The sequence below is a fragment of the Beggiatoa leptomitoformis genome, from assembly GCF_001305575.3.
Classification (GTDB): Bacteria; Pseudomonadota; Gammaproteobacteria; order Beggiatoales; family Beggiatoaceae; genus Beggiatoa; species Beggiatoa leptomitoformis.
In genome coordinates, this window is record NZ_CP012373.2 from 624,171 (window position 1) to 648,292 (window position 24,122).

The 24,122-nt window shown below is 39.4% G+C and carries 18 protein-coding genes and 1 pseudogene; 11 read left to right on the forward strand and 8 right to left on the reverse strand.

Annotated features, from left to right (window positions below; all coding sequences use genetic code 11):
- Window positions 1-161 precede the first annotated feature (161 nt).
- Together AL038_RS02750 and AL038_RS02755 are read left to right on the forward strand one after the other, a co-directional pair.
- A complete protein-coding gene (locus tag AL038_RS02750; protein WP_062148675.1) occupies window positions 162-2,429 on the forward strand; it encodes a CHAT domain-containing protein in 2,268 nt (755 codons plus the stop codon).
- Window positions 2,430-2,812: 383 nt separating this feature from the next.
- Window positions 2,813-4,846, forward strand: coding sequence for a sodium-translocating pyrophosphatase (locus tag AL038_RS02755; protein ID WP_062148678.1), 2,034 nt, complete (start codon window positions 2,813-2,815; stop codon window positions 4,844-4,846).
- Window positions 4,847-5,092: 246 nt separating this feature from the next.
- Here the strand turns inward: AL038_RS02755 and AL038_RS02760 are convergent, their stop codons facing one another.
- A complete protein-coding gene (locus AL038_RS02760; protein ID WP_062148691.1) occupies window positions 5,093-5,314 on the reverse strand; it encodes a hypothetical protein in 222 nt (73 codons plus the stop codon).
- A gap of 207 nt (window positions 5,315-5,521) precedes the next feature.
- Between AL038_RS02760 and AL038_RS02765 the strand changes: the two genes are divergently transcribed.
- Window positions 5,522-6,154: a DUF7639 domain-containing protein gene (locus tag AL038_RS02765; protein WP_145917045.1), complete on the forward strand. Its 633-nt coding sequence runs from the start codon at window positions 5,522-5,524 to the stop codon at window positions 6,152-6,154.
- A gap of 58 nt (window positions 6,155-6,212) precedes the next feature.
- Here AL038_RS02765 and AL038_RS02770 read toward each other — a convergent pair whose 3' ends face one another.
- From AL038_RS02770 to AL038_RS02780, 3 genes and pseudogenes are all read right to left on the reverse strand, one after another.
- Complete coding sequence (locus AL038_RS02770; RefSeq protein ID WP_062148698.1) at window positions 6,213-8,369, reverse strand: sodium:solute symporter family protein; 2,157 nt, start codon at window positions 8,367-8,369, stop codon at window positions 6,213-6,215.
- 3 nt (window positions 8,370-8,372) lie between these two features.
- On the reverse strand, window positions 8,373-8,627 hold the full coding sequence (locus AL038_RS02775) for a DUF4212 domain-containing protein (protein WP_062148701.1): 255 nt from the start codon (window positions 8,625-8,627) through the stop codon (window positions 8,373-8,375).
- Between the two features lie 512 nt (window positions 8,628-9,139).
- Window positions 9,140-9,805: pseudogene (locus tag AL038_RS02780) on the reverse strand (IS1 family transposase).
- A 162-nt stretch (window positions 9,806-9,967) separates the two neighbouring features.
- On the opposite strand from AL038_RS02780, the gene AL038_RS18410 reads away from it, so the two are divergent.
- Window positions 9,968-10,120, forward strand: a complete 153-nt coding sequence (locus AL038_RS18410; protein WP_236839444.1) for a transposase — start codon at window positions 9,968-9,970, stop codon at window positions 10,118-10,120.
- Window positions 10,121-10,218: 98 nt separating this feature from the next.
- Here AL038_RS18410 and AL038_RS02790 read toward each other — a convergent pair whose 3' ends face one another.
- On the reverse strand, window positions 10,219-11,025 hold the full coding sequence (locus tag AL038_RS02790) for a sterol desaturase family protein (protein WP_201800157.1): 807 nt from the start codon (window positions 11,023-11,025) through the stop codon (window positions 10,219-10,221).
- Between the two features lie 104 nt (window positions 11,026-11,129).
- On the opposite strand from AL038_RS02790, the gene lnt reads away from it, so the two are divergent.
- The 6 genes from lnt (at window position 11,130) to AL038_RS02820 (ending at window position 17,100) form a co-directional block, all read left to right on the forward strand.
- Window positions 11,130-12,626: an apolipoprotein N-acyltransferase gene (gene lnt / locus AL038_RS02795; RefSeq protein ID WP_062148710.1), complete on the forward strand. Its 1,497-nt coding sequence runs from the start codon at window positions 11,130-11,132 to the stop codon at window positions 12,624-12,626.
- A 114-nt stretch (window positions 12,627-12,740) separates the two neighbouring features.
- Window positions 12,741-13,502: a triose-phosphate isomerase gene (gene tpiA / locus AL038_RS02800; RefSeq protein ID WP_062148713.1), complete on the forward strand. Its 762-nt coding sequence runs from the start codon at window positions 12,741-12,743 to the stop codon at window positions 13,500-13,502.
- Between the two features lie 12 nt (window positions 13,503-13,514).
- Complete coding sequence (gene secG / locus AL038_RS02805; RefSeq protein ID WP_066246086.1) at window positions 13,515-14,036, forward strand: preprotein translocase subunit SecG; 522 nt, start codon at window positions 13,515-13,517, stop codon at window positions 14,034-14,036.
- Between the two features lie 155 nt (window positions 14,037-14,191).
- Entirely contained in the window at window positions 14,192-15,235 is a 1,044-nt protein-coding gene (gene mtnA, locus AL038_RS02810) for an S-methyl-5-thioribose-1-phosphate isomerase (RefSeq protein ID WP_062148716.1), read from the forward strand.
- Between the two features lie 434 nt (window positions 15,236-15,669).
- Window positions 15,670-16,497 carry a CheR family methyltransferase gene (locus AL038_RS02815; protein ID WP_062148719.1) on the forward strand — a complete coding sequence of 276 codons (828 nt, stop codon included), beginning with the start codon at window positions 15,670-15,672 and terminating at the stop codon, window positions 16,495-16,497.
- 3 nt (window positions 16,498-16,500) lie between these two features.
- A complete protein-coding gene (locus AL038_RS02820; RefSeq protein WP_062148722.1) occupies window positions 16,501-17,100 on the forward strand; it encodes a chemotaxis protein CheB in 600 nt (199 codons plus the stop codon).
- 96 nt (window positions 17,101-17,196) lie between these two features.
- Here the strand turns inward: AL038_RS02820 and AL038_RS02825 are convergent, their stop codons facing one another.
- The 3 genes from AL038_RS02825 to AL038_RS02835 form a co-directional block, all read right to left on the reverse strand.
- Complete coding sequence (locus AL038_RS02825; protein WP_062148725.1) at window positions 17,197-19,203, reverse strand: heavy metal translocating P-type ATPase; 2,007 nt, start codon at window positions 19,201-19,203, stop codon at window positions 17,197-17,199.
- 213 nt (window positions 19,204-19,416) lie between these two features.
- Window positions 19,417-21,396, reverse strand: a complete 1,980-nt coding sequence (locus tag AL038_RS02830; protein WP_062148729.1) for an ABC transporter substrate-binding protein — start codon at window positions 21,394-21,396, stop codon at window positions 19,417-19,419.
- Between the two features lie 226 nt (window positions 21,397-21,622).
- On the reverse strand, window positions 21,623-22,141 hold the full coding sequence (locus tag AL038_RS02835; RefSeq protein WP_062148732.1) for a YcjF family protein: 519 nt from the start codon (window positions 22,139-22,141) through the stop codon (window positions 21,623-21,625).
- Between the two features lie 976 nt (window positions 22,142-23,117).
- On the opposite strand from AL038_RS02835, the gene AL038_RS02840 reads away from it, so the two are divergent.
- Window positions 23,118-24,092 (forward strand): prohibitin family protein, encoded by a 975-nt coding sequence (locus AL038_RS02840; RefSeq protein ID WP_062148735.1) that lies wholly within the window; start codon window positions 23,118-23,120, stop codon window positions 24,090-24,092.
- Window positions 24,093-24,122: the final 30 nt, after the last annotated feature.

The window sequence follows — 24,122 nt, forward strand, 5'->3', positions numbered from 1 at the left end:
TATTTTAATAATGTTCCTATTTATTCAAGCTTTTCAAGATTAAAAAGATTTCATCCCTGCAACTTGCAAATTTGCTTAATACTTTGCTAAGCAAAAAATAGTATTTTATCACTTCATCTTTTAAGAAATCGCCGCGCTTTGTAACGGATTTTATTCATCTTATGAAATATAACGCTTATTATTTAGTCCTTTTATTGTGTTATAGCGTTTCTGCAATTTCTGCTGAAATACAAGGGACAGTTCAACAACGCGAACAAAATGCCCAATTATTTCTGCAACAGGGGAATTTTGAACAAGCCGTGCAGCAATGGCAATCACTTTTAGACAGCGAAAAATACTTGCCTGCCGAACAAATCAATCTATTAAGCCAACTAGCCAGTGCTTATCAAGCGATGGGACTGAGCAAAAAAGCAATGGATGCGTTGCAACGCGCATTAACCTTGGCTAATAATGATAAAGCCCGTCTAACCGCACTTTACGTTGGTTTAAGCGATTTAGCCCTTGCCACTCGCCAAGAATTGTTAGCACGCGATTATGCCGACCGTAGCTTATTCAACTTACCCAGTAATGCCCCTGCTTTACTGCGTGCTGCGGTGCTAAATAATCACGCCAATGTCTTAACTGTTGAAGCTTATTATAGTGAAGCGACTGATATTTATTCGCAAAGCCTACAACTTGCCCAACAAACCGACGAACCAATTTTATCTATTCGGATTCTTATCAATCGGGCAAATGCCTACTGGAAAAATGGACAAGAAAAAGAATCCATTGATTCACTCACACAAGCCAGCACCCAGCTTTATAAGTTACCAGACCAATATGCTAAAGCCTTTGCTTTTATTAGTATTGGCGAATTAACCCAACGTGTTTTACAAGACCAAAAAACCGCAGATGGCACAAGTTTAGCCTACAACAGCTTAAATACCGCTTTAACCATAGCAGAACAACTCAAAAATAACCGCTTACGCTCTTATGCTAAGGGCTATTTAGGGCATTTATACGAAAATGAAAAACGGTTTCTTGAAGCGCAACAACTCACGCAACAAGCCATTTTCTTCGCCCAACAAACCAATACGCCTGAAATACGTTATCGTTGGCAGTGGCAACTGGGGCGTATCTTTGCTAAACAAAATCTAATCAGTGATGCAATCCCTGCTTATCGTCATGCTATTGCTCAATTACAACCAATACGGCAAGAGCTTGCCGTTGGCTACCGTAATACTTCGCAATCTTTCCGCGATACCATCAGCCCGCTGTATTTCGAACTTGCTGATTTACTACTCCAAACAGCTAAAACCGCAGATGATAAGAAAATTTGGTTAGATGAAGCCCGTGATACGATAGAGAAGCTAAAAACGGCAGAACTACAAGATTATTTTCAAGATGAGTGTGTAACAGGTTCTCAATCTAAACCATGGCTGTTAGATGTAGGGATTCCACACACGGCGGTTATTTATCCCATTTTGTTAAATAACCGAATTGAAATGCTATTAAGTTTACCAAATGGTATTCAACAATTTACGTTACCATTTAGTCATACCGCCTTAAAAGATGAAGTCAACGAATTTCGTTTTGAGCTAGAAACCCGCAATACACGCGATTATCTACCCTATGCCCAACAATTGTATCATTGGCTGATTCAACCGTTAGAAGCCGAATTACAAGCGCAAGCAATTGATACATTGGTTATTATTCCCGATGGTGTTTTACGCACAATCCCTCTAGCCGCTTTACATGACGGCAAACAGTTTCTTGTTGAACGTTATGCCGTTGTGACAAGCCCCGGTTTAACATTAACCGACTCAAAACCAATTAATAAAAAACAATTAAATATCTTACTGAGTGGTTTATCTGAGGGGGTACAAGGCTATCCTGCACTGGCTAATATTCGTCAAGAGATTGATATATTAAAAAATTTATACGGTAGTCAGTCCAGTGTTTTGCTCAATCGTGATTTTACCGTTACCAATTTTTCCAGCGCGTTAAATAACATACCTTATAACGTTGTACATATCGCTTCACACGGACAATTTGACAGCGACCCGCAAAAAACATTTTTACTGACTTATGACGGTAGATTAGACATGAATCGGTTAGAAAAACTGATTCGTTTAAGCGATATTCGTAATGAGCCTATGGAATTATTAACCTTAAGTGCTTGTCAAACCGCCGTAGGTGATGACCAAGCTGCATTAGGATTAGCAAGTATTGCGCTAAAAGCAGGGGCGCGTAGTGCATTAGCAACGTTATGGTCGATTGATGACCAAGCAACAACACAATTGATTGCTGAATTTTATCGACAATTACAAAAAGACAATATTTCTAAGGCAAAAGCCTTGCAAAATGCACAGTTATTTATGTTAAAACAAGCAAATTATCAACATCCTGCATTTTGGGCGGCATTTTTATTAATTGGGAATTGGTTGTAATGTTAAAAATAGTGATAAATAAAGCGAGAGAGAATAGGCTATTGTTTTCAGCATTTGGGCGTTTAGCCTATTAATGGTAAAGTAAAAAGGGAACTTGATAACAGATTAAATCCCTCTCGCCTTCTTAAGCAGATTTTCAGAATTATTAAAAGCGTTACCTTTATACCTATCAATGCAGTAAATTCTGATTCAGACAAGATTTATTGAAAAAGTCTTGGTGTATTTTTAACCTATCATAAAGCGGTTATTATCTATTTTCTGTACAAAATGACGAATAATAAAGCTTATCCAAAATGGCTTGTTAAAGGATAAACACGAAATAACTTATTTCTCAAGCCGCCGTTGTTCTTTGTAAATTTACCAACCAATTAGGAGAGTGTTGCATGGTTATTCTAGGGCTGTTATTCGCGCTATTGTGCGCGGGTGGTGCGCTGATTTATGGCGCTGTCTCCATCAAGTGGATTTTGGCAAAACCCGCAGGCAACGAGCGAATGCAAGAAATTGCAACCGCTATTCAAGAAGGCGCACAAGCCTATTTAAATCGGCAGTACACCACGATAGGCATCGTTGGTTCAATTATTTTTCTTATTTTATGGGTTTTATTAGATGGTTTTATCGCCTTTGGTTTTTTGTTAGGCGCGCTGTTATCTGCTGCAACAGGTTATATTGGTATGAATGTTTCTGTGCGGGCAAATGTTCGTACAGCACAAGCGGCTCATGAAGGATTAAACGCGGCGTTAGAACTGGCGTTTCGGGGCGGTGCGATTACAGGCATGTTAGTAGTGGGTCTAGGATTGCTAGGCGTGGTTTTCTATTTTTCCCTCCTCTATTTTCTTACGGATACAAACCAACCCATAGATTTATCGCCACTGATAGGCTTAGGATTTGGTGCATCACTGATTTCTATTTTTGCTCGGTTAGGCGGTGGTATTTTTACAAAAGGCGCAGATGTTGGCGCAGATTTAGTGGGTAAAGTTGAAGCGGGCATTCCTGAAGATGACCCACGCAATCCAGCCGTTATTGCGGATAATGTCGGGGATAATGTCGGGGATTGCGCAGGCATGGCAGCAGATTTATTTGAAACCTATGCAGTGACCTTAATAGCAACGATGTTGGTTGGTGGCATTACCTACGCAAGTACCTCTGCTGATCTTGCGTTAATGTCTATGATTCTCCCTTTAGTCTTAGGGGGCATTTCTATTCTGGCTTCTATTGCAGGAACTTATTTCGTTAAGATTAATCGTCCCGGCGAGAAAATCATGAACGCGCTTTATCGCGGATTGATTGCCTCGGCGGGAATTTCTGCGGTTCTCTTTTTGCCAATCACTTTAATTTTTATGGGGTGGGATATTGGCATTAAACTTTATTTTGCGTCACTCGTTGGTTTAGTACTGACCGCTTTAATGGTCTGGATTACTGAATATTATACAGGCACAGAATTTTCCCCTGTGCAACATATTGCCCAAGCCTCCACCACAGGACATGCAACCAATATGATTGCGGGACTGGGGATTTCCATGAAATCTACAGCACTTCCCGTATTAGCCGTTTGTTTAAGTATTTTTGTAGCGTATGCGTTAGCAGGTTTATTTGGTATCGCTATTGCCGCAACGGCCATGCTGTCTATGACAGGTATTATTGTTGCCCTAGATGCTTATGGACCTATTACAGACAATGCAGGTGGAATTGCCGAAATGGCAGAATTGGGCAAAGAAGTGCGCAATATTACCGACCCATTGGATGCTGTTGGCAATACGACTAAAGCCGTTACTAAAGGTTACGCCATAGGCTCGGCTGGCTTAGCTTCATTAGTCTTGTTTGCAGATTTCCAACATAAATTGGCAGGAGCAGGCGGTGAACATATAACTTTTGACTTAAGTAATCCTTTAGTCATTATCGGTTTATTTATTGGTGGGATGATTCCTTACTTGTTTGGTGCAATGGCTATGGAAGCCGTTGGACGGGCGGCAGGTAGCGTTGTTATCGAAGTTCGCCGTCAATTCCGCGACATCAAAGGGATTATGGAAAAAACGGCAAAACCTGATTATTCCAAAGCAGTGGATATGCTAACCACTTCAGCCATTAAAGAAATGATAATTCCCTCCCTACTACCCGTTTTAGCCCCTATTTTGGTAGGTCTGTTATTAGGACCGCAAGCCTTAGGTGGATTATTAATGGGAACTATCGTAACAGGCTTATTTGTAGCCATTTCTATGACAACAGGCGGTGGTGCATGGGATAACGCGAAAAAGTACATTGAAGATGGGCATCATGGCGGCAAAGGGTCAGAAGCACACAAGGCAGCCGTAACGGGCGATACTGTTGGCGACCCGTACAAAGATACGGCAGGCCCCGCCATTAATCCATTGATTAAAATCATTAATATTGTAGCCTTACTCCTTGTTCCTTTCTTATAACAGACTACTTGTATGCCTTGGGGCAAGCAATTGCCCCTTAAAGCAGTGCATTTTCTGGGTGTTCTCTCATTATTATTTAATTTTTGAAAAATAGCAGATTCAAATAATTAACGGATACCATCGCGTCAACTAATGCTATCCGTTATTTATTTAGGATTGGGTATTCAAAACAACAAATCCTTATTTGTTTGGCACTACCGTTTATTTAAAGCAAGTAACAAATATAGCAACAGTACTATAAAAAGATTAAATAGAATATCCGTAAAAAGAGCGCATCAATAGAACAATTTGCTCGTTACCAAGCTCTGCTTGGTAATGCCTGCCTTGCAAGCTCCGCTTGCCGAGTACAAGCGGATTTAAGCGTGGGGCGTTCAAGTACCCGCCAAGCAGAGCTTGGCGAATAGGCATTACCAAGTGAAACTTGGTAACGAGCAATACTTTTTTACGGCAATCTGTTGAATAGGTCATTCCTTATTCTCTTTTTAAAACACGGTTACTATATCAATTCTAATAAATCCCCCAAAATAATAACCTTATTAAAGATATAGTATATTACTTATTGATTGTTTTAATTAATTCGCTATATTGATAAGGTATCTCGTATATTCCACAAGATATTTGGGGAAGATTCTTAGCGTTTTCCTAACGGGTATGATTCATCAGTCAGAGGGCATTATGATGCAAGTATTGCAGTTGCTAAAAACGAAATGGCAAGAATGGCGAAAAGAAAAGAGTGTTGACCTACCCATACAGCGGATACGTAATTTTAACTGGTTTTATGGCGTATTAAATGAAACGGGACAGGCACGGACAGGTGCATTCTGCATTGTGTATGAAAAGCAAAATTACAAAGAACATTATATTCCTACCCCATTATGGGTTTTTAGTGATGGGACAATCTGGATACAACTGCAAACAGGGATTGTTGCACATCATGTAAGTACGCTAAAAACGTATTTACGGCAGAATGAAGTTATTAGCTTTCTTCCTCTCAATGAAGAAACAAATGCCGTGATGGAAAGCAATGATATTCTGCTTGAAGTTGTGGATGTCATTGGTCAACTAAACGGGGGGAAAGCTGCGCATGAAACGTGTGAAGAGGCTGTTCAAGCCTATATCAAGAACCCATCCCAAGAAAACTTAGTTAGTTTAAAACAGGCTTATATCAGTGTTCCTAGTTATTTCCGTAAATTTATAGCGGATAACAATAAAGAACAAGCTGTATTAAAACGGTTATTATTATCGCAACCAGATGAAACTGCTCAAACAGAAAACCGTTCCACGTTAAAAACGGCTATTGAATGGTAATCAGTAACTGCACAAAAGGTGCAATATTATTGCACCTTTTTCTTAGCATTTTCTCTTATTAATCAATCTGCGTTACGATATTACGCAAGTTTGGATAACGTACATGCTCCACCAATTCTTGAGTTTTCTTATCAGGTTCTGGCGTTAACAGACTAACAACAATAATCGTCACAATACCCGCAGGAATACCAAACGTTCCCGCTGCCGCATCACTGATGCCATACCATAAAGGCATTCCATAAAAACGCACACTAATCAAATAATAAAGCGTTAGACCTAAACCAACCAACATACCCGCAACAGCCCCATATTTATTCGCCCGTTTCCAAAAAATGCCCAGCATTAATGCAGGAAAAAACGAGGCAGCCGCCAGCGAAAACGCCCAAGCAACCATAAATAAAATCCCCGCAGGTTTTAAAGAAGCAATATAAGCGGCAAAGCCTGCAACAACCAATAACAAGGCTTTAGAAACAAAAATACGGCGACTGGTTGACGCATTAGGATTGACCATATTGTAATAAACGTCATGAGACAACGCGTTAGCAATCGTCAACAATAAACCATCTGCGGTTGATAAAGCAGCCGCTAAACCACCCGCCGCTACTAAACCAGAAATAACATAGGGCAAACCCGCAATTTCAGGCGTTGCTAATACAATAACATCAGCACCAATAGAAAATTCCGCCAATTGCAATATACCATCTCTATTAATATCAGTAATATGGATAAGGTTATCTACCTTACTCCAATAACTAACCCAGTTAGGTAACTCCGCAATCGTTGAACCGATAACATTTTGATAAATCTCATACTTTACCAAGACAGCTAAAGCAGGTGCGGTAACATAAAGTAAAAAAATAAAAAACAATGTCCAAAAAACGGAATTTCGCGCCTCTTGAACATTTGGTGTTGTGTAATACCGCATCAAAATATGCGGTAACGCCGCTGTACCTACCATTAAACAAAAGACCAGTGCGAGAAAATTGATTTTAGCTGTATTACGTGCCTTATCCGTTGTGCCATAAAAAGGTTCTGCATGAGGACGAATAGGAGCTGCGCCTGCCTTGCCTTCTGTGGCTTGTTGTGTCCAAAGAGCTTTAGCCTCTTCAGGACTTTTCGGATAGCTAGCGAGTTTTGCTGTCACTTCTTCAACTTGCTTTTCTGTTCCTGCTACGGCTTGTAAACTTGCAAGGCGTTGTTCTGCTGATTGAATTACTGAGGGGGGAGTATCGGGTTTATTTTGTAAAATGCGGATACGTTCTTCTGCAATTTGAATCTCGGTTGTTGTACCACGTGGATTTTGTAAACGGACTAATTCTTGTTCTAACTTTTGCTTAGCTGACAGGTATGAGCTGGGAAAACCCCGTAGATTAGCTTCCGCCTCTTCTTGCTGTTTCTTAAATAAAGAACGGGCTTCTTGTTCTTTATCATCCATGATTAATTCTTTTTCTCGGACAGAAACTTTTTCTAAAACCGTACCATAAACAGCTTGGGGGATAGGAATCCCCGTATGATGATAGGCAAGAATGACGACAGGTATCATGTAAGCCAGAATCAAAATAATAAATTGTGCAACCTGTGTCCAAGTGACCGCTCGCATCCCGCCCAGAAAAGAACAAACCAGAATACCCGCTAAGCCCACAAAAACACCAACTTCAAATGTAATTTGTAATAATCGGGCGGTAATTAAGCCAACCCCATAAATCTGCGCAACTACGTAGATAAAAGACGTTAAAATAGCGGCAAAAACACCGATAGAACGTGCGATGTTGCCACCATAACGCGCACTCAAAAAGTCAGGAATTGTAAACTGTCCAAATTTACGCAAATAAGGAGCTAAAAATAAGGCAACTAGAACATAACCCCCTGTCCAACCTAATAAAAAAGCGTTTCCATCAAATCCTGTTAAGTACAGTGTTCCTGCTAACCCAATAAAAGAAGCCGCACTCATCCAATCTGAAGCGGTTGCCATGCCATTAAAAATAGCGGGTACTTTTCGCCCAGCAACATAAAATTCGGCAACATTAGCCGTGCGGCTCATAATGCCAATGCCCGCATATAAAAGAATCGTAGCCCCCATAAAAGTGTAACCAATATAGAGGTTTGACATGCCGTATCGTTCGGCAATTGCAAGTGCGATAACGAATAAGATAAAACCGCCTGTATAAAAGGCGTAATAGCGTGTTAATTGTGCCGCAAAGCTCGCATTTTTCATGAGTTACTCCGCCACATCATATTGATTATCTAGCTTATTCATCTTCCAAGCATAAAACCAAATTATCAAGACATAGAGAAACAGGGAGCCTTGGGCAGTCATATAAAAGCCAACGGGAAAATTAAAAAAGGTAAGTCTATTTAAATCCTTAGCAAAGAAAATAACGATAAACGTGGCAATAAACCATATTAACAATAAGATGCCTGTCCATAGCAGATTTTTGTGCCAGTATTCAGTTTGTTTTTCAGTAATATTCATCTCCACTCTCCAAGAAATGCACAAATACACCTGTTTACGCATTTTTAATTGATTTGCCTAAGATTACAGAGCAATACAGGTATTTTTGTGAGGCTACATAAGGGGGGAATACACAAAAACCTTAAGATATAATGCGGTGTTGTGTAAGGGTTAGCATGAGGAGTCTCCTTTGTGAATCTAGGTAGTTTCGCTGTTTTTCGGTGTAACGACGACACTTAAAAACAACGATTTTTTATTATGGCTAATGTAATTGTGTATTTTGCCTACCTTCCGTGTAACGGATAAATGATAACTCTTTATTATCACTATAAAATAGTGGTTGGTCACTTCGGACTTATCATTTAGACCTATTAATATACGGTAAAAACCATAAGGATGGAATATCAATAAGTGATTCTGCGCTTGTTCATAATTTATTTTTATCGTTTGTAATTCATTTGTCTAAATCAGAATTTGCAGAATTGCCCAAGTTTTAAAAATATAGTAACCGTACTATAAAAAGATTGGTAGTGCTAAACAAGTAAGGATAAGTTGTAATGATTAATGAAAAAAATGATAGCTCCCACGTGATTTTGCAATTTCTTAGAGAAGGATAACGTTTTGCGAACTAAGCGACTGACTCGCTGTCTCAATGTGTTATTAAATCGTTCTATATGATTAGTTAAACCTGTCTCCTTCCCTACCGCTCGGTGACGTTTACTGGGTAATACCCCTTTATACGCCTCACACTGCACATTGACGATAAACGCCTGGAAGGGATTCCCATAATGCTGACGCTCCACTCTTATCTCGTTTTCCAACCGCAAACCCCACCACTTCTCTTGTTTCTTTATCTAATTCACGACGCTTACCCACGAATGACCACATCTCATCGCACTCTAATTGCAACGCGCCTTTTTTTTAACCATCGGTTCTAGCTTTTGCTTTTCATATAATCGGTTCACATAACGTTGTAGCCATGTCCCTGAAATGCCTGTCACTCGTGAGATGCCTGCAAGGGAGAGTTTTTCTTTTAACAATCGCTCTACCTGTTCCCAAGTCTCTTGGCTGATTCGCTTTGGGTTGGCATTTTCTACAAATTGGCGACCACACCCACGACATTTGTAGTTTTGTTTGCCAAAATGTGTTTTTCCATTCTTAATCACATGATGACTTTGACATTCGGGACAATCTGGCATTTTGCATTCTCTTTTTCAGGGATGTTCTTTATTTCCTAACAACCTTACCTGTTTAGCACTACCCACATCATTGGAATGCTAAAGAACGCACTCCTGTCATCGGGGCTTTGCTCAATTTTTGTTTATTAACGGTCTCTTTAGTTTCTGGGGCGATTAATTCCGATGTTTGCTTGGATAACCCAAGAATTACTCCCTAAACTCCCCCAGAATTCTGTCATTGTGATAGATAATGCGACTTCTCATAAACGAAGCGACATTCATACGGCTGGGCTACCCCCTTATTCGCCCGATTTAAATCCCATTGAACATAAATGAACTCAGGTGAAAGCTCTTCGTAAACGACAACATTGTTCTATCGATGCGCTTTATTTCATATCATTATATTTAATCTTTTTATAGTACGGTTACTATACTTAATCAAGTGTTTTCTGATTTATTGGTTCTATCGGCAACCACAACAAATAAGGCAAGGTTAAATACTTCGCCTCTCTAAATTTATCCAATCCTATCGTCATTCCTTGATGTCCCGCTGTTGGTTGGGCTTGATAGCTGTTAAAAATCCTGTCCCATATCGCTAAGTTAAATCCAAAATTTCGATTCATTTCTATTTCATTGATTGAGTGGTGTACGCGGTGCATATCGGGTGTGACGAATAGCAGGCGTAAGTGTTTGTCCCCTGTTTTATTAAGTTTGATATTGCTGTGGTTAAACATTGCCATGCCGTTCAAAATAACTTCAAACAGTAACACTGCAATCGCGGGGATGCCGAAAATTAAAATGATGAGAAATTTAATTAGCATGGACAAGATAATTTCTACGGGATGAAAACGTGTACCTGTTGTTACATCTATATCAATATCTGCATGGTGCATACGGTGTAATCGCCAAAGGAGGGGGATTTGATGGAATAGGCGGTGTTGCCAGTAAATGGCTAAATCTAACAAAATGAGTGCGATAATCGTCATAAGTCCTATGGGAAGCGTGAGTTGTTGTAGTAGCCCCCATTTTTGGGTTTCTATTAGTAACGCTAAATTAACCGCAGTAAGTGGTAAAAGTAAGCGTAGTAATAGCGTATTGAGTAAGACTAGGGCGATATTATTTAACCAACGAATAGGTTTGGAGGCGGATAAAACACGATAGGGTGCAAGGCTTTCCCATATTGTCATGCAGGCGAAAATACTTAAAAAACAACTCAGGCGTAAAATGCTTTCATGTTGAATGAGCCATACGTTCATACGCTTTTTCTCTATGTAGTTCGCAATAAGAATTCCATGAATATCCCTTATAATAACCACACTTTCTTAAATAGCCCATTATTCACTTTATGTTGACATCACGTTATTTCGGCGATTTTCTCGCTTTATTTGCAGGGGCTTTGTTGCCTCTCGCCTTCGCGCCATTTTCATGGTATCCATTGGCTATTTTATCGCCTTTTATTTTGTTGTGTGTCTGGCAAGCCGTATCGCCTAAACGGGCGGGTTGGCGGGGGTTTTTATATGGTATTGGTCTGTTTGGTGTGGGTGTTTCGTGGGTTAATGTGAGTTTTTATAGTTTTGGTGGGATGCCTTTGTTTGCAGCGTTATTGCTTACAGGGGGCTTTGTTGTTGTGTTGTCGTTGTTTCCAGCGGGATTAGGTTTGTTTATCACGCGATTTTTTCCGCAGGATAGTTATTTTAAGTGGGTATTTATTTTGCCCGCTAGTTGGGTCTTTTTAGAGTGGGTAAGAAGTTGGTTTTTATCTGGTTTTCCTTGGTTAAGTATTGGGTATAGTCAGATAGATTCGCCCTTAAGTGGATTTGCGCCATTATTGGGTGTTTATGGGGTGAGTTTCGTCGTTATGTTGTCTGCAAGTTTGTTGCTTGCAACGGGATTATTTCAGCGTTGGCGTTTAGTTACGGTGACTGTATTGGTTGTTATGTGGGTCGGTGCGTGGTTTTTAACGCAGCAAACGTGGACACATGCCATTGATAATCCGATTAAAGTTGCTTTAATTCAGGGGAATATTCCTCAGGAGTTTAAGTGGTTAGAGGGTAAACGTGAGGAAAGTGTGCGTCGGTATGCCGAATTGAGCCAGCAAAATTTGGATGCGAATTTAATCATTTGGCCTGAAACAGCAATTCCTTGGTTTTATGAACACATGCAACCGTTATTCGATTGGATGAAAACGCAGCACAATGCGCATCAGGTAGATTTTATTGTTGGTGTGCCTTATTCCACAGCAGATGGACGTTATTTTAATAGTGTGACGAATGTTAGTGCTGCTACTGTGCAGTTTTATCATAAACATCATCTTGTCCCTTTTGGGGAATATATTCCACTCAGTCGTTTTATTGGTGTAATTTTGGACTTTTTAAACGCACCATTATCTGAGTTTTCCGCAGGTGAGGCTTATCAAAAGAATTTATCTGCTGTACAACAATCCATTGGGATATCTATTTGTTATGAGGATGTGTTTGGGGAGCGGGTACGAACAGGATTACCTGAAGCGACTTTATTGGTTAATGTGAGTAATGATGCATGGTTTGGGGATTCTATCGCGCCGCATCAACATTTGGAAATTGCCAGAATGCGTGCATTAGAGGCTGGGCGGTATTTGTTGCGGGCAACCAATACAGGTATGACGGCTGTTATTGACCCTCAAGGTAAAGTAACGGCAATAGCACCTCAATTTAAAATCTATGTGCTTCGTGCAGAAGTGCGTGCTTATCAGGGGATAACGCCTTATGTCCGTTGGGGGGATAGTTTGATTGTTATCTTTGTGAGTTGTTGTTTATTACTGGGCTTAGGGCTGCAATGGCGAAACAAACGACTGTCTGTTTAATGGCTAAGAAACAGCGATTTTGCGCGCGGTAGAAACATTGCTTTTTCTAGTAAAAATGGGTACGATTCCCGATTCACTTCAATAAACCGCTTCAATAATATGAGGGCTTGGGGAATGCGACAAAAACTGGTAGCTGGTAACTGGAAAATGAATGGTTCAATGCAGGCTAATCAGCAATTGTTGGAGAATCTCAAGCAAGGTGTTACTCATATTCAAGCAGAAATCGCTGTTTGTCCACCCTTTCCTTATCTTTTGCAAGTTAAAGAACTGTTAAAAAATACGGCTATTCGTTATGGCGCGCAAAATGTCTCTCACGAATCAGATGGCGCGTTTACGGGCGAAGTGTCTGCCGCTATGTTGGTTGATTTAGCGTGTACTTATGTATTAGTTGGTCATTCTGAACGACGCACGTTATACGCAGAAACTGATGAGGGTGTTGCAGAAAAATTTGTGGTTGCACAACGGGCAGGGCTTATTCCCATTTTATGCGTTGGTGAATCTTTAACCGAACGGGAATCTGGGGATACAGAAAAAGTTGTTGAACGTCAACTGAATGCAGTTCTTACTGTTGCGGGTGTTGGTGCGTTTAGCAAATCCGTGATTGCTTATGAGCCTGTGTGGGCGATTGGAACAGGAAAAACTGCAAGTGCTGAACAAGCACAAGCCGTTCATACGTTCATTCGTCAACATCTTGCTAAACAACCACAAGGTACAGCGGTTGCGCAAACAGTCCAAATTTTATATGGCGGTAGTGTTAAAGCAAACAATGCCACTGAATTATTTGCCATGCCTGATATTGATGGCGGTTTAATTGGTGGCGCATCTTTAAAAGCAGATGATTTTCTTGCAATATGCCAAGCGGCTCACTCAGTTTAGGTATCCACGATTATGCACGCTGTATTAATTGTTCTCTATGTTTTTGTTTGTCTTGGTTTAATTGGTTTAGTGTTAATTCAACATGGTAAGGGTGCAGATGCAGGCGCGGCGTTTGGGAGCGGTGCATCCTCTACTGTTTTTGGTAGCCAAGGCTCAGGTTCGTTTTTAACCCGCTTAACCGCTGGGTTAGCAACTGCCTTTTTCGTTTTAAGTTTGGTTTTAGTTTATGTTGTGAGCCATGACAAGACAAAAAATCAAAGTGTGACGGAGATGATTCAACCTGTTGCGCCTGTTGGTGTGCCTAGTCCTACCAGTAACACGATTACTGTTCCTGTTGGGGGTGATTTACCGCCACAACCCGCTGGCAGTACAGCCGTAACCCCAAATATTGAGGTAACAACCACGCCTACAGGCACACCCGTTGCGCCAGCCGTTGAAGTGACCACAACCCCAGCAGCACCTGCGACTCAGGTTACACCACCTGTAGAAGCAACGCAGCCTGCAACGCCTCCCGCACCACCAGCTAATCAATAAATCATTCATTATCGTTCTTAATTTTTGTAAAGAATTGGGAACGATAATGCCCGTCATTTGTGTTTTGTGTAATACCCTCTCATTGTCATTCTATTTACGCTCGTTTTTGCTAAAGTAGCGTGTATTTTCTTCAACTCACCACACGACACACCGCTATGACTCAACATTACGATACGCTCCGCGCCGTGATTTGGCAGGACAACCAGTTATATCTAATTGACCAACGAAAACTCCCTCAAGAACATCAATTAATTTCCCTAGATAATGCACAAGATACGGCAAAAGCAATCCATGATATGGTTGTTCGTGGTGCGCCTGCTATTGGGATTACGGCAGCTTATGGTGTTGTATTGGCCGCCCGTGCCGCTTATCAGCAATCTCCTGATAATTGGATGGTAACAATTGCAAAAGACATGGAGATTCTCGCAAATTCGCGTCCTACCGCCGTTAATTTGTGCTGGGCATTACAACGGATGCAAGCCTTATTTTCGCAAATAACAGGTAATCCTGAATCTGTTTTACTGGCGGCTGCGCAGAAAATTCAAGCAGAAGATATTGCCGCAAACTATTTTATGGGGGAATTGGGGGCAGGTTTTTTACCAGAAAAAAGTTGTGTATTAACGCATTGTAATACGGGGTCATTGGCGACGGGTGGATATGGAACGGCGTTAGGTGTTATTCGTAATGGCTATGCGGGTGGAAAAATTACGCATGTTTATGCGGATGAAACTCGTCCTTGGCTACAAGGTGCGCGACTAACCGCTTGGGAATTGGTACAAGATAATATTCCTGTTACGCTGATTGTTGAAGGAGCTGCGGCTACATTAATGCGTCAAGGTAATATATCTTGGGTGATTGTGGGGGCGGATAGAATTACTGCTAATGGTGATGTTGCTAATAAAATTGGAACGTATAGTTTAGCTGTGTTAGCACGTTATCACGGTGTAAAATTTATGGTAGTTGCACCCAGTTCTACGTTAGATGCGCAACTTAGCGATGGTAGCCAAATTGTGATTGAATCCCGTTCACAGGCAGAAGTTTTAATGATGAATGGACAAGCTATTGCGGCAACTGGTGCGCAGGCATGGAATCCTGTTTTTGATGTTACACCGGCGGAATTGATTGATGTGATTGTGACAGAAAAAGGGGCGGTAGAAAAACCGACCACAGAAAAAATGCAAAAGCTATTTATCGCTTAAATCCTCTTGATGCTAAACAATAAGGGTAAATTTGATTGGTGCTGAATAAATTATTAATCAACTACTTGATTAAGTTATTGTCGTGAGAAAAATACAGGATGAAAAAACGTCCCCTGTTTCATTTGTTCTTACTTATTTGATGCAACTAAATTGATTTACCCTTTATTGTATGTGCAAAAATCACCATGATAAAACGGTTGATTCTAGCCTTGCTAAAACGCTTTCCGTATTGTGTAAGAATCAACTTTATTTATTTTCGACTAAAATAATTCGCTCAAAATCACCCGCCATTTTTTCTAATCTTTTTTAAACGATAATATTGTCTTTCCAAACAATTTATTAACCACTATATTGTTAATCCAGATTTTTTGCCAAAGAATTATGGCATGATGCAAGTGTAAAATGAATTTTTAGGAAAGTGAGGTAATAAAAAAATGGATGATATTGATATTCAAAATATTGAAATACAACTACTTTTACAAGCTATCTATTTAAAGTATGGTTATGATTTTCGTAATTATGCCAAAGCTTCTTTAAAACGGCGTATCGAACATCGTTTACTTAAAGATAAACTTTCCAGTATCTCTGCTATGCAACATCGTTTGCTATACGATGAAGATTTTTTTAGTAATTTACTGCTAGATTTATCAATCAACGTGACAGAAATGTTTCGTGATCCTGATTTTTATCAAGCTATTCGTAAAAATGTTATTCCACACTTACAAAAATTTCCGTTTCTTAAAATTTGGCACGCGGGTTGTTCAACGGGAGAAGAAGTTTATTCAATGGCGATTCTGTTAAAAGAAGAAGGTCTATATGAACGTACCCAAATCTATGCAACAGATATGAATGAAGTTGTGTTACGCCAAGCCAAACAAGGCATCTTTTCCATGAGTCGTTTAAAGCAATATACGGCAAATTATCAAAAAGCGGGGGGAACAGAATCTTTTTCAGATTATTATGCAGCACACTATGATCATGTTGTGATGGATAAGAGCCTAAAAGAAAATATTTTATTTTCAGACCATAATTTGGCAACAGATGGTGTTTTTGGTGAAATGAATTTAATTATGTGTCGTAATGTAATGATTTATTTTGACCGTGATTTGCAAAATCGAGTTTTTCGGCTTTTTCATGAAAGTTTATGTGCAGGGGGCGTTTTATGTTTAGGTTCAAAAGAAACGATTCGTTTATCCGCTTATACGAATGCGTTTGATGATATTGTTAAAGAAGAAAAAATTTACCTAAAAAATAATTTATAAATAATGATAAATCGCATCCATAAAATAGATAAACCCCGATTTCAAGCTGTTGTCATCGGCTCTTCCGCAGGTGGGATTAAAGCACTTTCTGCGGTACTTAGAGTGTTGCCTAGTAATTTTTCTCTTCCTATTCTTATAGTCCAGCATTTACATCCTGAATCAGATAGTTATATCGTTAATATTCTCAGTAATTGCACCTCGTTGCGGGTAAAACAAGCGGATGAAAAAGAAACTATCATGAGTGGTGTTATTTATATCGCACCGCCTAATTATCATTTACTTGTAGAAGAAAATAAAACTTTGTCATTAAGTATTGATTCACCTGTTAATTTTTCCCGTCCGTCAGTAGATGTTTTATTTGAAACTGCGTCTTATGCATATCGGGATAGATTAATTGGTATTATTTTGACGGGTGCGAATAGTGATGGCAGTCTTGGCGTGAGAAAAATCAAGAATATGGGGGGGTATGTTATTGTCCAATCACCTGAAACGGCTGAGGCTAAAGCCATGCCACAAGCAGCAATTGCCGCTACAAAAGTGGACAAGGTATTGCCCATAGAGCATATAGGCTCGTATTTATTGCAAATAATTAGTCAGGCGTAGATTAAAAACAGGAAGTTTTTTAAGACTTTGATAAAAATGCCACTGGTTGTATTTATTTTTACGTCAATTATTGTTATTGCACATTATTTTTTATAATCAATCATCAAGCGTAGCGTCTTTGTCTTTATATGTTAGCAATGGTAGCATAGCATTCGCCCCACCTGCCGCCATACTACTAATATATAATAAAATTGTGCTATAAATGCCAAAATGGAACAAGAATACACCGCCTAACCCAACCGCCCCGGGAATCAACGCCGCCGCAAAGCTATTTTGCATGTTTTTATTTAAACCATCAGATAGTTCAAATAAATAACATAATTGGCTTAAATTTTGGTTCATCAACACAATACCCGCCGTATCGGTTGCGATGCTCGTTGCCCCTTTTAAAGAAATGGAAACGGTCGCTTTTTTCAAGGCTATTACGTCATTAATCCCATCGCCAATAAAACATACTGATTTTCCAGTTGCTTGTAAATGTTCAATTAACTGTGCTTTGCCTTCAGGTAGGGTATTAGCAAAATAGTTGGTTATCCCGACTTCTTGGGCTAGTTTTTGCGTGGGCTTTTCATGATCACCCGATAGAATATATAACTGTAAACCTCGTTTCTTTAACCCTTGAATAACGGTTTTTATTTCTGGTCGCAGGGTTGCGTGTAGTTCTATTGTACCGATGACGGAGTCGTCAACTGCAACATAAACCAATGAATAACCATTGTCATGACAATGATGTTGAGCGGCTTCCATTTCCGTTGTTAAGATAAGTCCTTCATTTGATATAAACCGACTGCTGCCAACTCGCACGCAACGATGTGCAATATTGACTTTAATTCCATAGCCTATGTCATAACGCGCATTATCAATGGGGGGGAGGGTTAAGTCTCTATCATGTGCTGCTTGTAAAATTGCCTTAGCAACAGGATGTGTTTGCTTATGTTCTGCCGCCGCTGCTAAGCGCAAAATTTCATTTTCTGTTGCATTCCCCCAACAATGGACGAAACCAACATGTGGTTGTTCTAGTGTTAAAGTCCCTGTTTTATCAAAGACAACGGTATCTATTTGGTGTAATAATTCTAATGATCGTCCGTCTTTAAACAATATACCTTGTTCTGACGCGATTTTTAGAAAGTTTAACATGCCTATTGGGGATGAAATCCGAATAATTTCTGAGAAGTTACAACTTACTGTAGCCGTTGCACTGATAACGCCTAAACTGGCAAACGCTACCCCTCCCAGAAAGAGGGTGGGTAATGCCATCTGATCAGCTAAGAGTGTGCTTTTAAACTCTAGTGATGTGCGGTAATTAGCTGTTCGTTTTAGTACTTCGCCAATTTGTGCAGCTACTGTTTGTTGTCCCGCTTTTTCCACCATCACACAAATTTTGCCTGCAACAACCAGTGTTGCAGCCATTACTGCATCCCCTACAGTACGTTCAACGGGTTGGGCTTCGCCTGTTAGTGCATGTTGGTCAATAGAGGCAATACCTTCAGTGATGTAGCCATCAATAGGAATCATCTCACCCGCGTTTAAAACAATAACATCGCCTATTCGCAAAGACTCGAAGGGAATTTCTACTTCTACTGCCTCACGTAATAACCAGACGGAGCGCGGTTGTTGTCCAAAAACGCTAATTAATTGTTTTTTAGAATTATCCTCTGTTGCCAATAACAAGCGTTGGGCTAAAAAAAATAGAGAAACTGCCAATGAACTAGCAACATAATATCGTGTACTTAGTGTGCCAATCACGGCGATAGAATCAACAACGCTCGCCCGTAGCCGATGTTCTTCAAACAGGCCTTTGAGTGCTGCTTGAAACAGGGGAACCGTTGTATATAACACAAGAGGGACAACAACAGCATTCAACACAGGGTAAACTGTACCCAATACGGATAATCCTAATGCTCCTGTTGAGACGGTTAAATAATGCTTCGCATCTTTTAACTCTTCATCTAAAACGGATTCTGTCGTAGCTAACGATTGTTCAGGGGTGTTATCTGTCGGGTCAATAACCGTTATGGCGGTTTTTCGTTTGTCGGTACGCTCTTTGTAGGATTTGTAGCCTGCGTATAACAAACTACCCCCTATTAACGCAAGGTGTAGCATTTAATGGTTCTCCTCACAAAAAACGTTATCCAATCTTGTCTTGTTCACGTGAAAATTTAATTGTTTGAAAAAGTGAGATAGTGCTAATGCAGTAAGGATAAGAAAAAGTCCCCCATATAACGGGAAGCATTCTCTTTAATCCATGTCCTTTACTGTTAATCATGATGTTGAGTATTGGGCATTCAAAATAGGTTTCTACAAAAGATGAAACCACTACTTAGCAACAAACCGTTCCAGCGTAATTTCTAAACGTCGCGTTGTGATAGTGGTATCTGCACTGTTCTCTTGTCCCTTGCCAACAAATCGCACCTTTTCGGGTGGCAATCCTGCCCCAATCAGATTCTCAGCAACTTGTTTTGCACGTTCTTCTGATAGACGTTGATTGGTAAGTGCATTACCTTTTGGGTCTGTATAGCTAACTACTTCAATAAGTTGAATTAAATCAGGTGACCATTGTTGTACAAACTGGATAGCTTCTTTATAAGCCGTAGCCGTTGGTTGTCGTACACTTGTTTTAAGATATTTGTTACCTGCTAATACTAGCTTCTCAGTTTTTTGTTCAGGACATCCCTGCTCATTCACAACAATATTCGCAGGTGTTTCAGCACATTGGTCGGTTCCATCGAGTACACCATCCATATCTGTATCCGTAGTTTGCACAACAGCAGGATTAATTTGTTGTTCGGCAGAACATCCTTCAGCATTGACAACTGAACCTGAAGAGGTATTTACACACTTATCATCAACATCATTGATACCATCTTTATCAGCATCTGCGGGTTCAAGCGTTATTTCTGGTGTTGTTGTTGTTGGTGAAGCGGTTTCTTCTGTTATTTCAGGCAATGGTGGTGGGGGTAAACATCCGTCTAAACCAACACCTTGTGCAACTGTTTCAGGTGTATCTTGTGGACACATATCTTCAAAGTCAGGTACTTTATCTGCGTCAGTATCAAGAGGACAGCCTCTTTTCTCACCATCAGGATAAACGCCCTTACTAATTTCTAATGCGGAGTTATTTGGGCAGGCATCTAAATAATCGAGGATACCATCACTATCTTTATCCAAATTGGCACATTCACCTGCTTGTGCATTCATGTAATGTTGCATAGCAGAAAAACTGGTAATATTAAATGGCGCAACATATTGAAAGTCATCTTTATATACGAACTTCATGTACAAGCGTTTACCGTCTAAGTCACCATTTTCAAAATACGCATGTTTACCCGTTGCACCTTGGCAGGGAGACATTAAGTAACGTAAACCATCTGCAATATCAACAGGCTCAATAGATTCAACAGACCCAATTGCATGGGTTAAAACCTTAATGCTGTCATAGCCTAGTGCTGCAAATCTATCAGGTGTTTGTTGATAAGTTGCAACAAATTTTTCAATAAACTGTTGTGTTAAATAACTATTATGATTATAGATACTGGGTACAACCGTTTTATCTTTGGATTCTAAATCGCCTTCCCAACGTCTAACCACTTTCCAAAAAACGTCAGAATCCATCGAATCGCTACCAATAAACGGTTGTTGAATTCCTTGTTGGCGTGCTTTTTCGTACAACCGTGCGGCTAATGTATCTGTTGTAACCAATAAAATAGCATCTACATCTTTATTTTTCTTTAGATTAACAATAATACGAATCAAATCACTGTCTGTTACATTAGCAAAAAAGGACTGGCGAAAAGTAATACGCATATCATAGTTCGCAGCAGCTCGTTCAAAGCCACCCGAGAACTCACGAGAATAATCACGTCGATCATAAAGTAAGGCAACTCTCTCATAGCCACGTTTACGTGCATATAAAGCCAGTTGTTGCCCCATTTGGTCATTATTAGGGAATAAACGGAAAACATATTTAAACCCAAAACGGGTTAATGCCAGATTGCTGGCGGTGGGGGCTATAAAAATAATTTTATTTTGTTCGTAAATATTTGAGGCAGGAATTGCTAGACCAGAAAATCGATGTCCTATAACAGCAATAACACCTTTACTTGCAAAATCAACTGCAATTGTGCGAGCTAACGCAGAATATTCCGCAGGAGAAGCACTAACCTCTCGTTCATCAACAATAATTTTTAGTTTTTTACCGCCTAAAATTCCCCCTGATGCATTAATCTCATTAACCGCAAGCATAACGCCCGCTATGAAATCCGTTTGTCCAGATGACCATGAAACGCCAACTAACACTGAATTTCCATCATCCTCTTGAGAGGTACACGCGCTTATTAACAAGAATAACAGCAGACAACTGAGAAATTTGTGCATAGTAGTCAAGAGGAAATAAAGCGAGACGAAAAGGAGCGGTATATCAACAACAGGTTGATATACCTATACTTGCTGAGTTGCTTATATACAAAATTGGAATCAAAAAATGCGTTATGTCACTAGAGAAATCACTGAAACGACAGTATTTTTACACGGTGTCTTGCTTTTTTTGTTTACTGGCTACTAATTTGCCTTCTTGAAATTGTTGGGCAAAGTAATCACGCACTTTTGCAGGGTCAAAAGTTAAGAATGTGCCACCTGCTTCAAAATGTTGAATAAATACCTTACCAATGGCATAAGTAGCTGCACCACTCAGAACAGGTAACGTGGCGTATGCTAATCCTTGACCGACTATAGGGATGAATTTAGCAACACTGAGGGCAATTGAGGGGGCTAAATAAACAGAGGTTAAACCACCTAACAGGCTGCTTACTGCTGAGCGGGCAATCTCTTGTGTAAATTCGACTTCATAAATACCCGCTAAACCATGTAACATCTTTAACTGAACGGCCGTAATACCAGCAATATCAACTAAAGGTAAAGGTACAATGCCAACAACAGCACTGCCTAGTGCATAATTACGTACCAATAAGTTAGCTTGTTCTGTTTTTTCTAAAACTGTTGAAGGGGCAACGATTACTTCTTCTTGTGTTGCAGTGCTTGTCATCTGTTTTTCTCCACTTATTGAGTTGATGTCATAAGACAGAGGAGAGGAACGCCTCCTCATAAACGTTTTTAACCAGTTCATAATACAGCCTATTTATATGCTAGAACTGCTATAAATCCCTTAGTATATTTAAATCCTTGTTTTCAGAGCTTTCTCATTCTGCATGTTGGGGGAAAACCTCAAAACAGCTTATGGTTTCATAAAAAATAAGAATTAACGAGCGAAAAATTCATTTAATAAAGAAAATTGTACATTGACATATTTTATAAAAATACCCTACCTATAAACGTTTTATATTAAAAATACGATAAATAATCTCATAACAAAATACACAGTTGTATCAGCTTAATATTTACAATACTATCTGTATATTACAAATTATAGTGCGCATACTTTAAGACAACAAAAATATAAAAGCGAACATTTAATGACATTATAAACACAGCTACACAATATACTAAAAAAATTGATTTTTTTTAGTATGAAATACCATTCAGTATGTTTAAGCAACTTTCTTACTATCAGAGGCAAATAAAAGAAGTACACCCAATAAGGGGGATAACAAAATACTACCAAAAAAATAACCCCAGAAACCCAGTTTACGCCTTCTGCCAATGATTCCAATGACCATGCAAACTAAAATATAGATAAGAGTAATACTGTGCATAATGTTAAAGTCTTCGCATCTTGGTTAGATATTATTTATAATAAACCTATCTTTTTTGGGTGTCTATGCTTTTATTAGTAATTTTCGAATGACTTATTGAATAATAATATTATAAAATGGTCGAATTACCCACAGTTGAAATAAAATCAGCTATGAAATAGTTTATTCTTAATTTAAAGTAGTCGTCCAAATCTGACATATTAACGCGTAGTTTGTAACTATCAAACTGGATAAGTCACATCCAAGTTTTATATTAACCAATGAATTCATATATGAACGAGCGAATGGCGTTTTTGATTAGGATGGAATATGACAACTGATACCTTATCAGTCAATAATGACTCCACAGTGATAGAACAAACAATTGTTGCGTCCCCAAAACCCTCTCGCCGTTTTATAACGAGATTGGCTGATTGGGTATATGATAATATATTATATTTTATAGTTTTTCCCTTGGTTATAATTGGTTTAATCGTCCTTGTTTGGACGCGTATTTTTGTGGTTGTCCATTCTGGAGAGGCGGGGGTTTTATATCGCTTGTTTACGTCTGGCACTGTTACAAACTATGTGTATCCTGAAGGGTTACAAGTTATTAATCCTTTTAATACCATGACTATTTATAATGTGCGTGTACAGATTCTTTTACATGATTTTGAAGTATTAACAAATCGTGGTTTACCAATTACTTTACGCCTTGCTATTCGTTTTCGTCCTATTTATGAATTAATTGGTGTTTTACACAAAGAAGTGGGTCCTGATTATCCAAATAAAATTATTCTGCCTCAAATTGAATCTGTGTTGCGTAAACGCATTGGTAAATTAACCCCTGAAGATGTTTATACCAATAAAGCAGGCGTTTTGAATGAGATTATAGCGCAAGCCATTGAAGAAGTTGGGCAAAAATTTGTCATTATTGACGAAATTATTATTAGAACTGTTGCCTTGCCGCCAGCAGTCAAATCGGCTGTTGATGCTAAATTAGTCAATGAGCAACAATATCTTGCTTACGATTTTATTTTAAAACGTGAAGAGCAAGAGGCAGAACGGAAACGTATTGAAGCAACAGGAATGCGTGATTTCCAGAAAATTGTTTCAGAAACGCTCAATCAACAAATTTTAGAGTGGCACGGCATTCAAGCAACATTGGACTTAGCCAAGTCAGATAATGCTAAAGTGGTTGTTATCGGTAAGGGAGATAATGGACTTCCCTTAATTTTAGGGTTGGATGATAAAACACCATCGGTTGCAACGGATGCAAAATCTAGTGATGACGTTAAGAAGTAATCTCATCATACCTTTAAGACCAAGAGGATT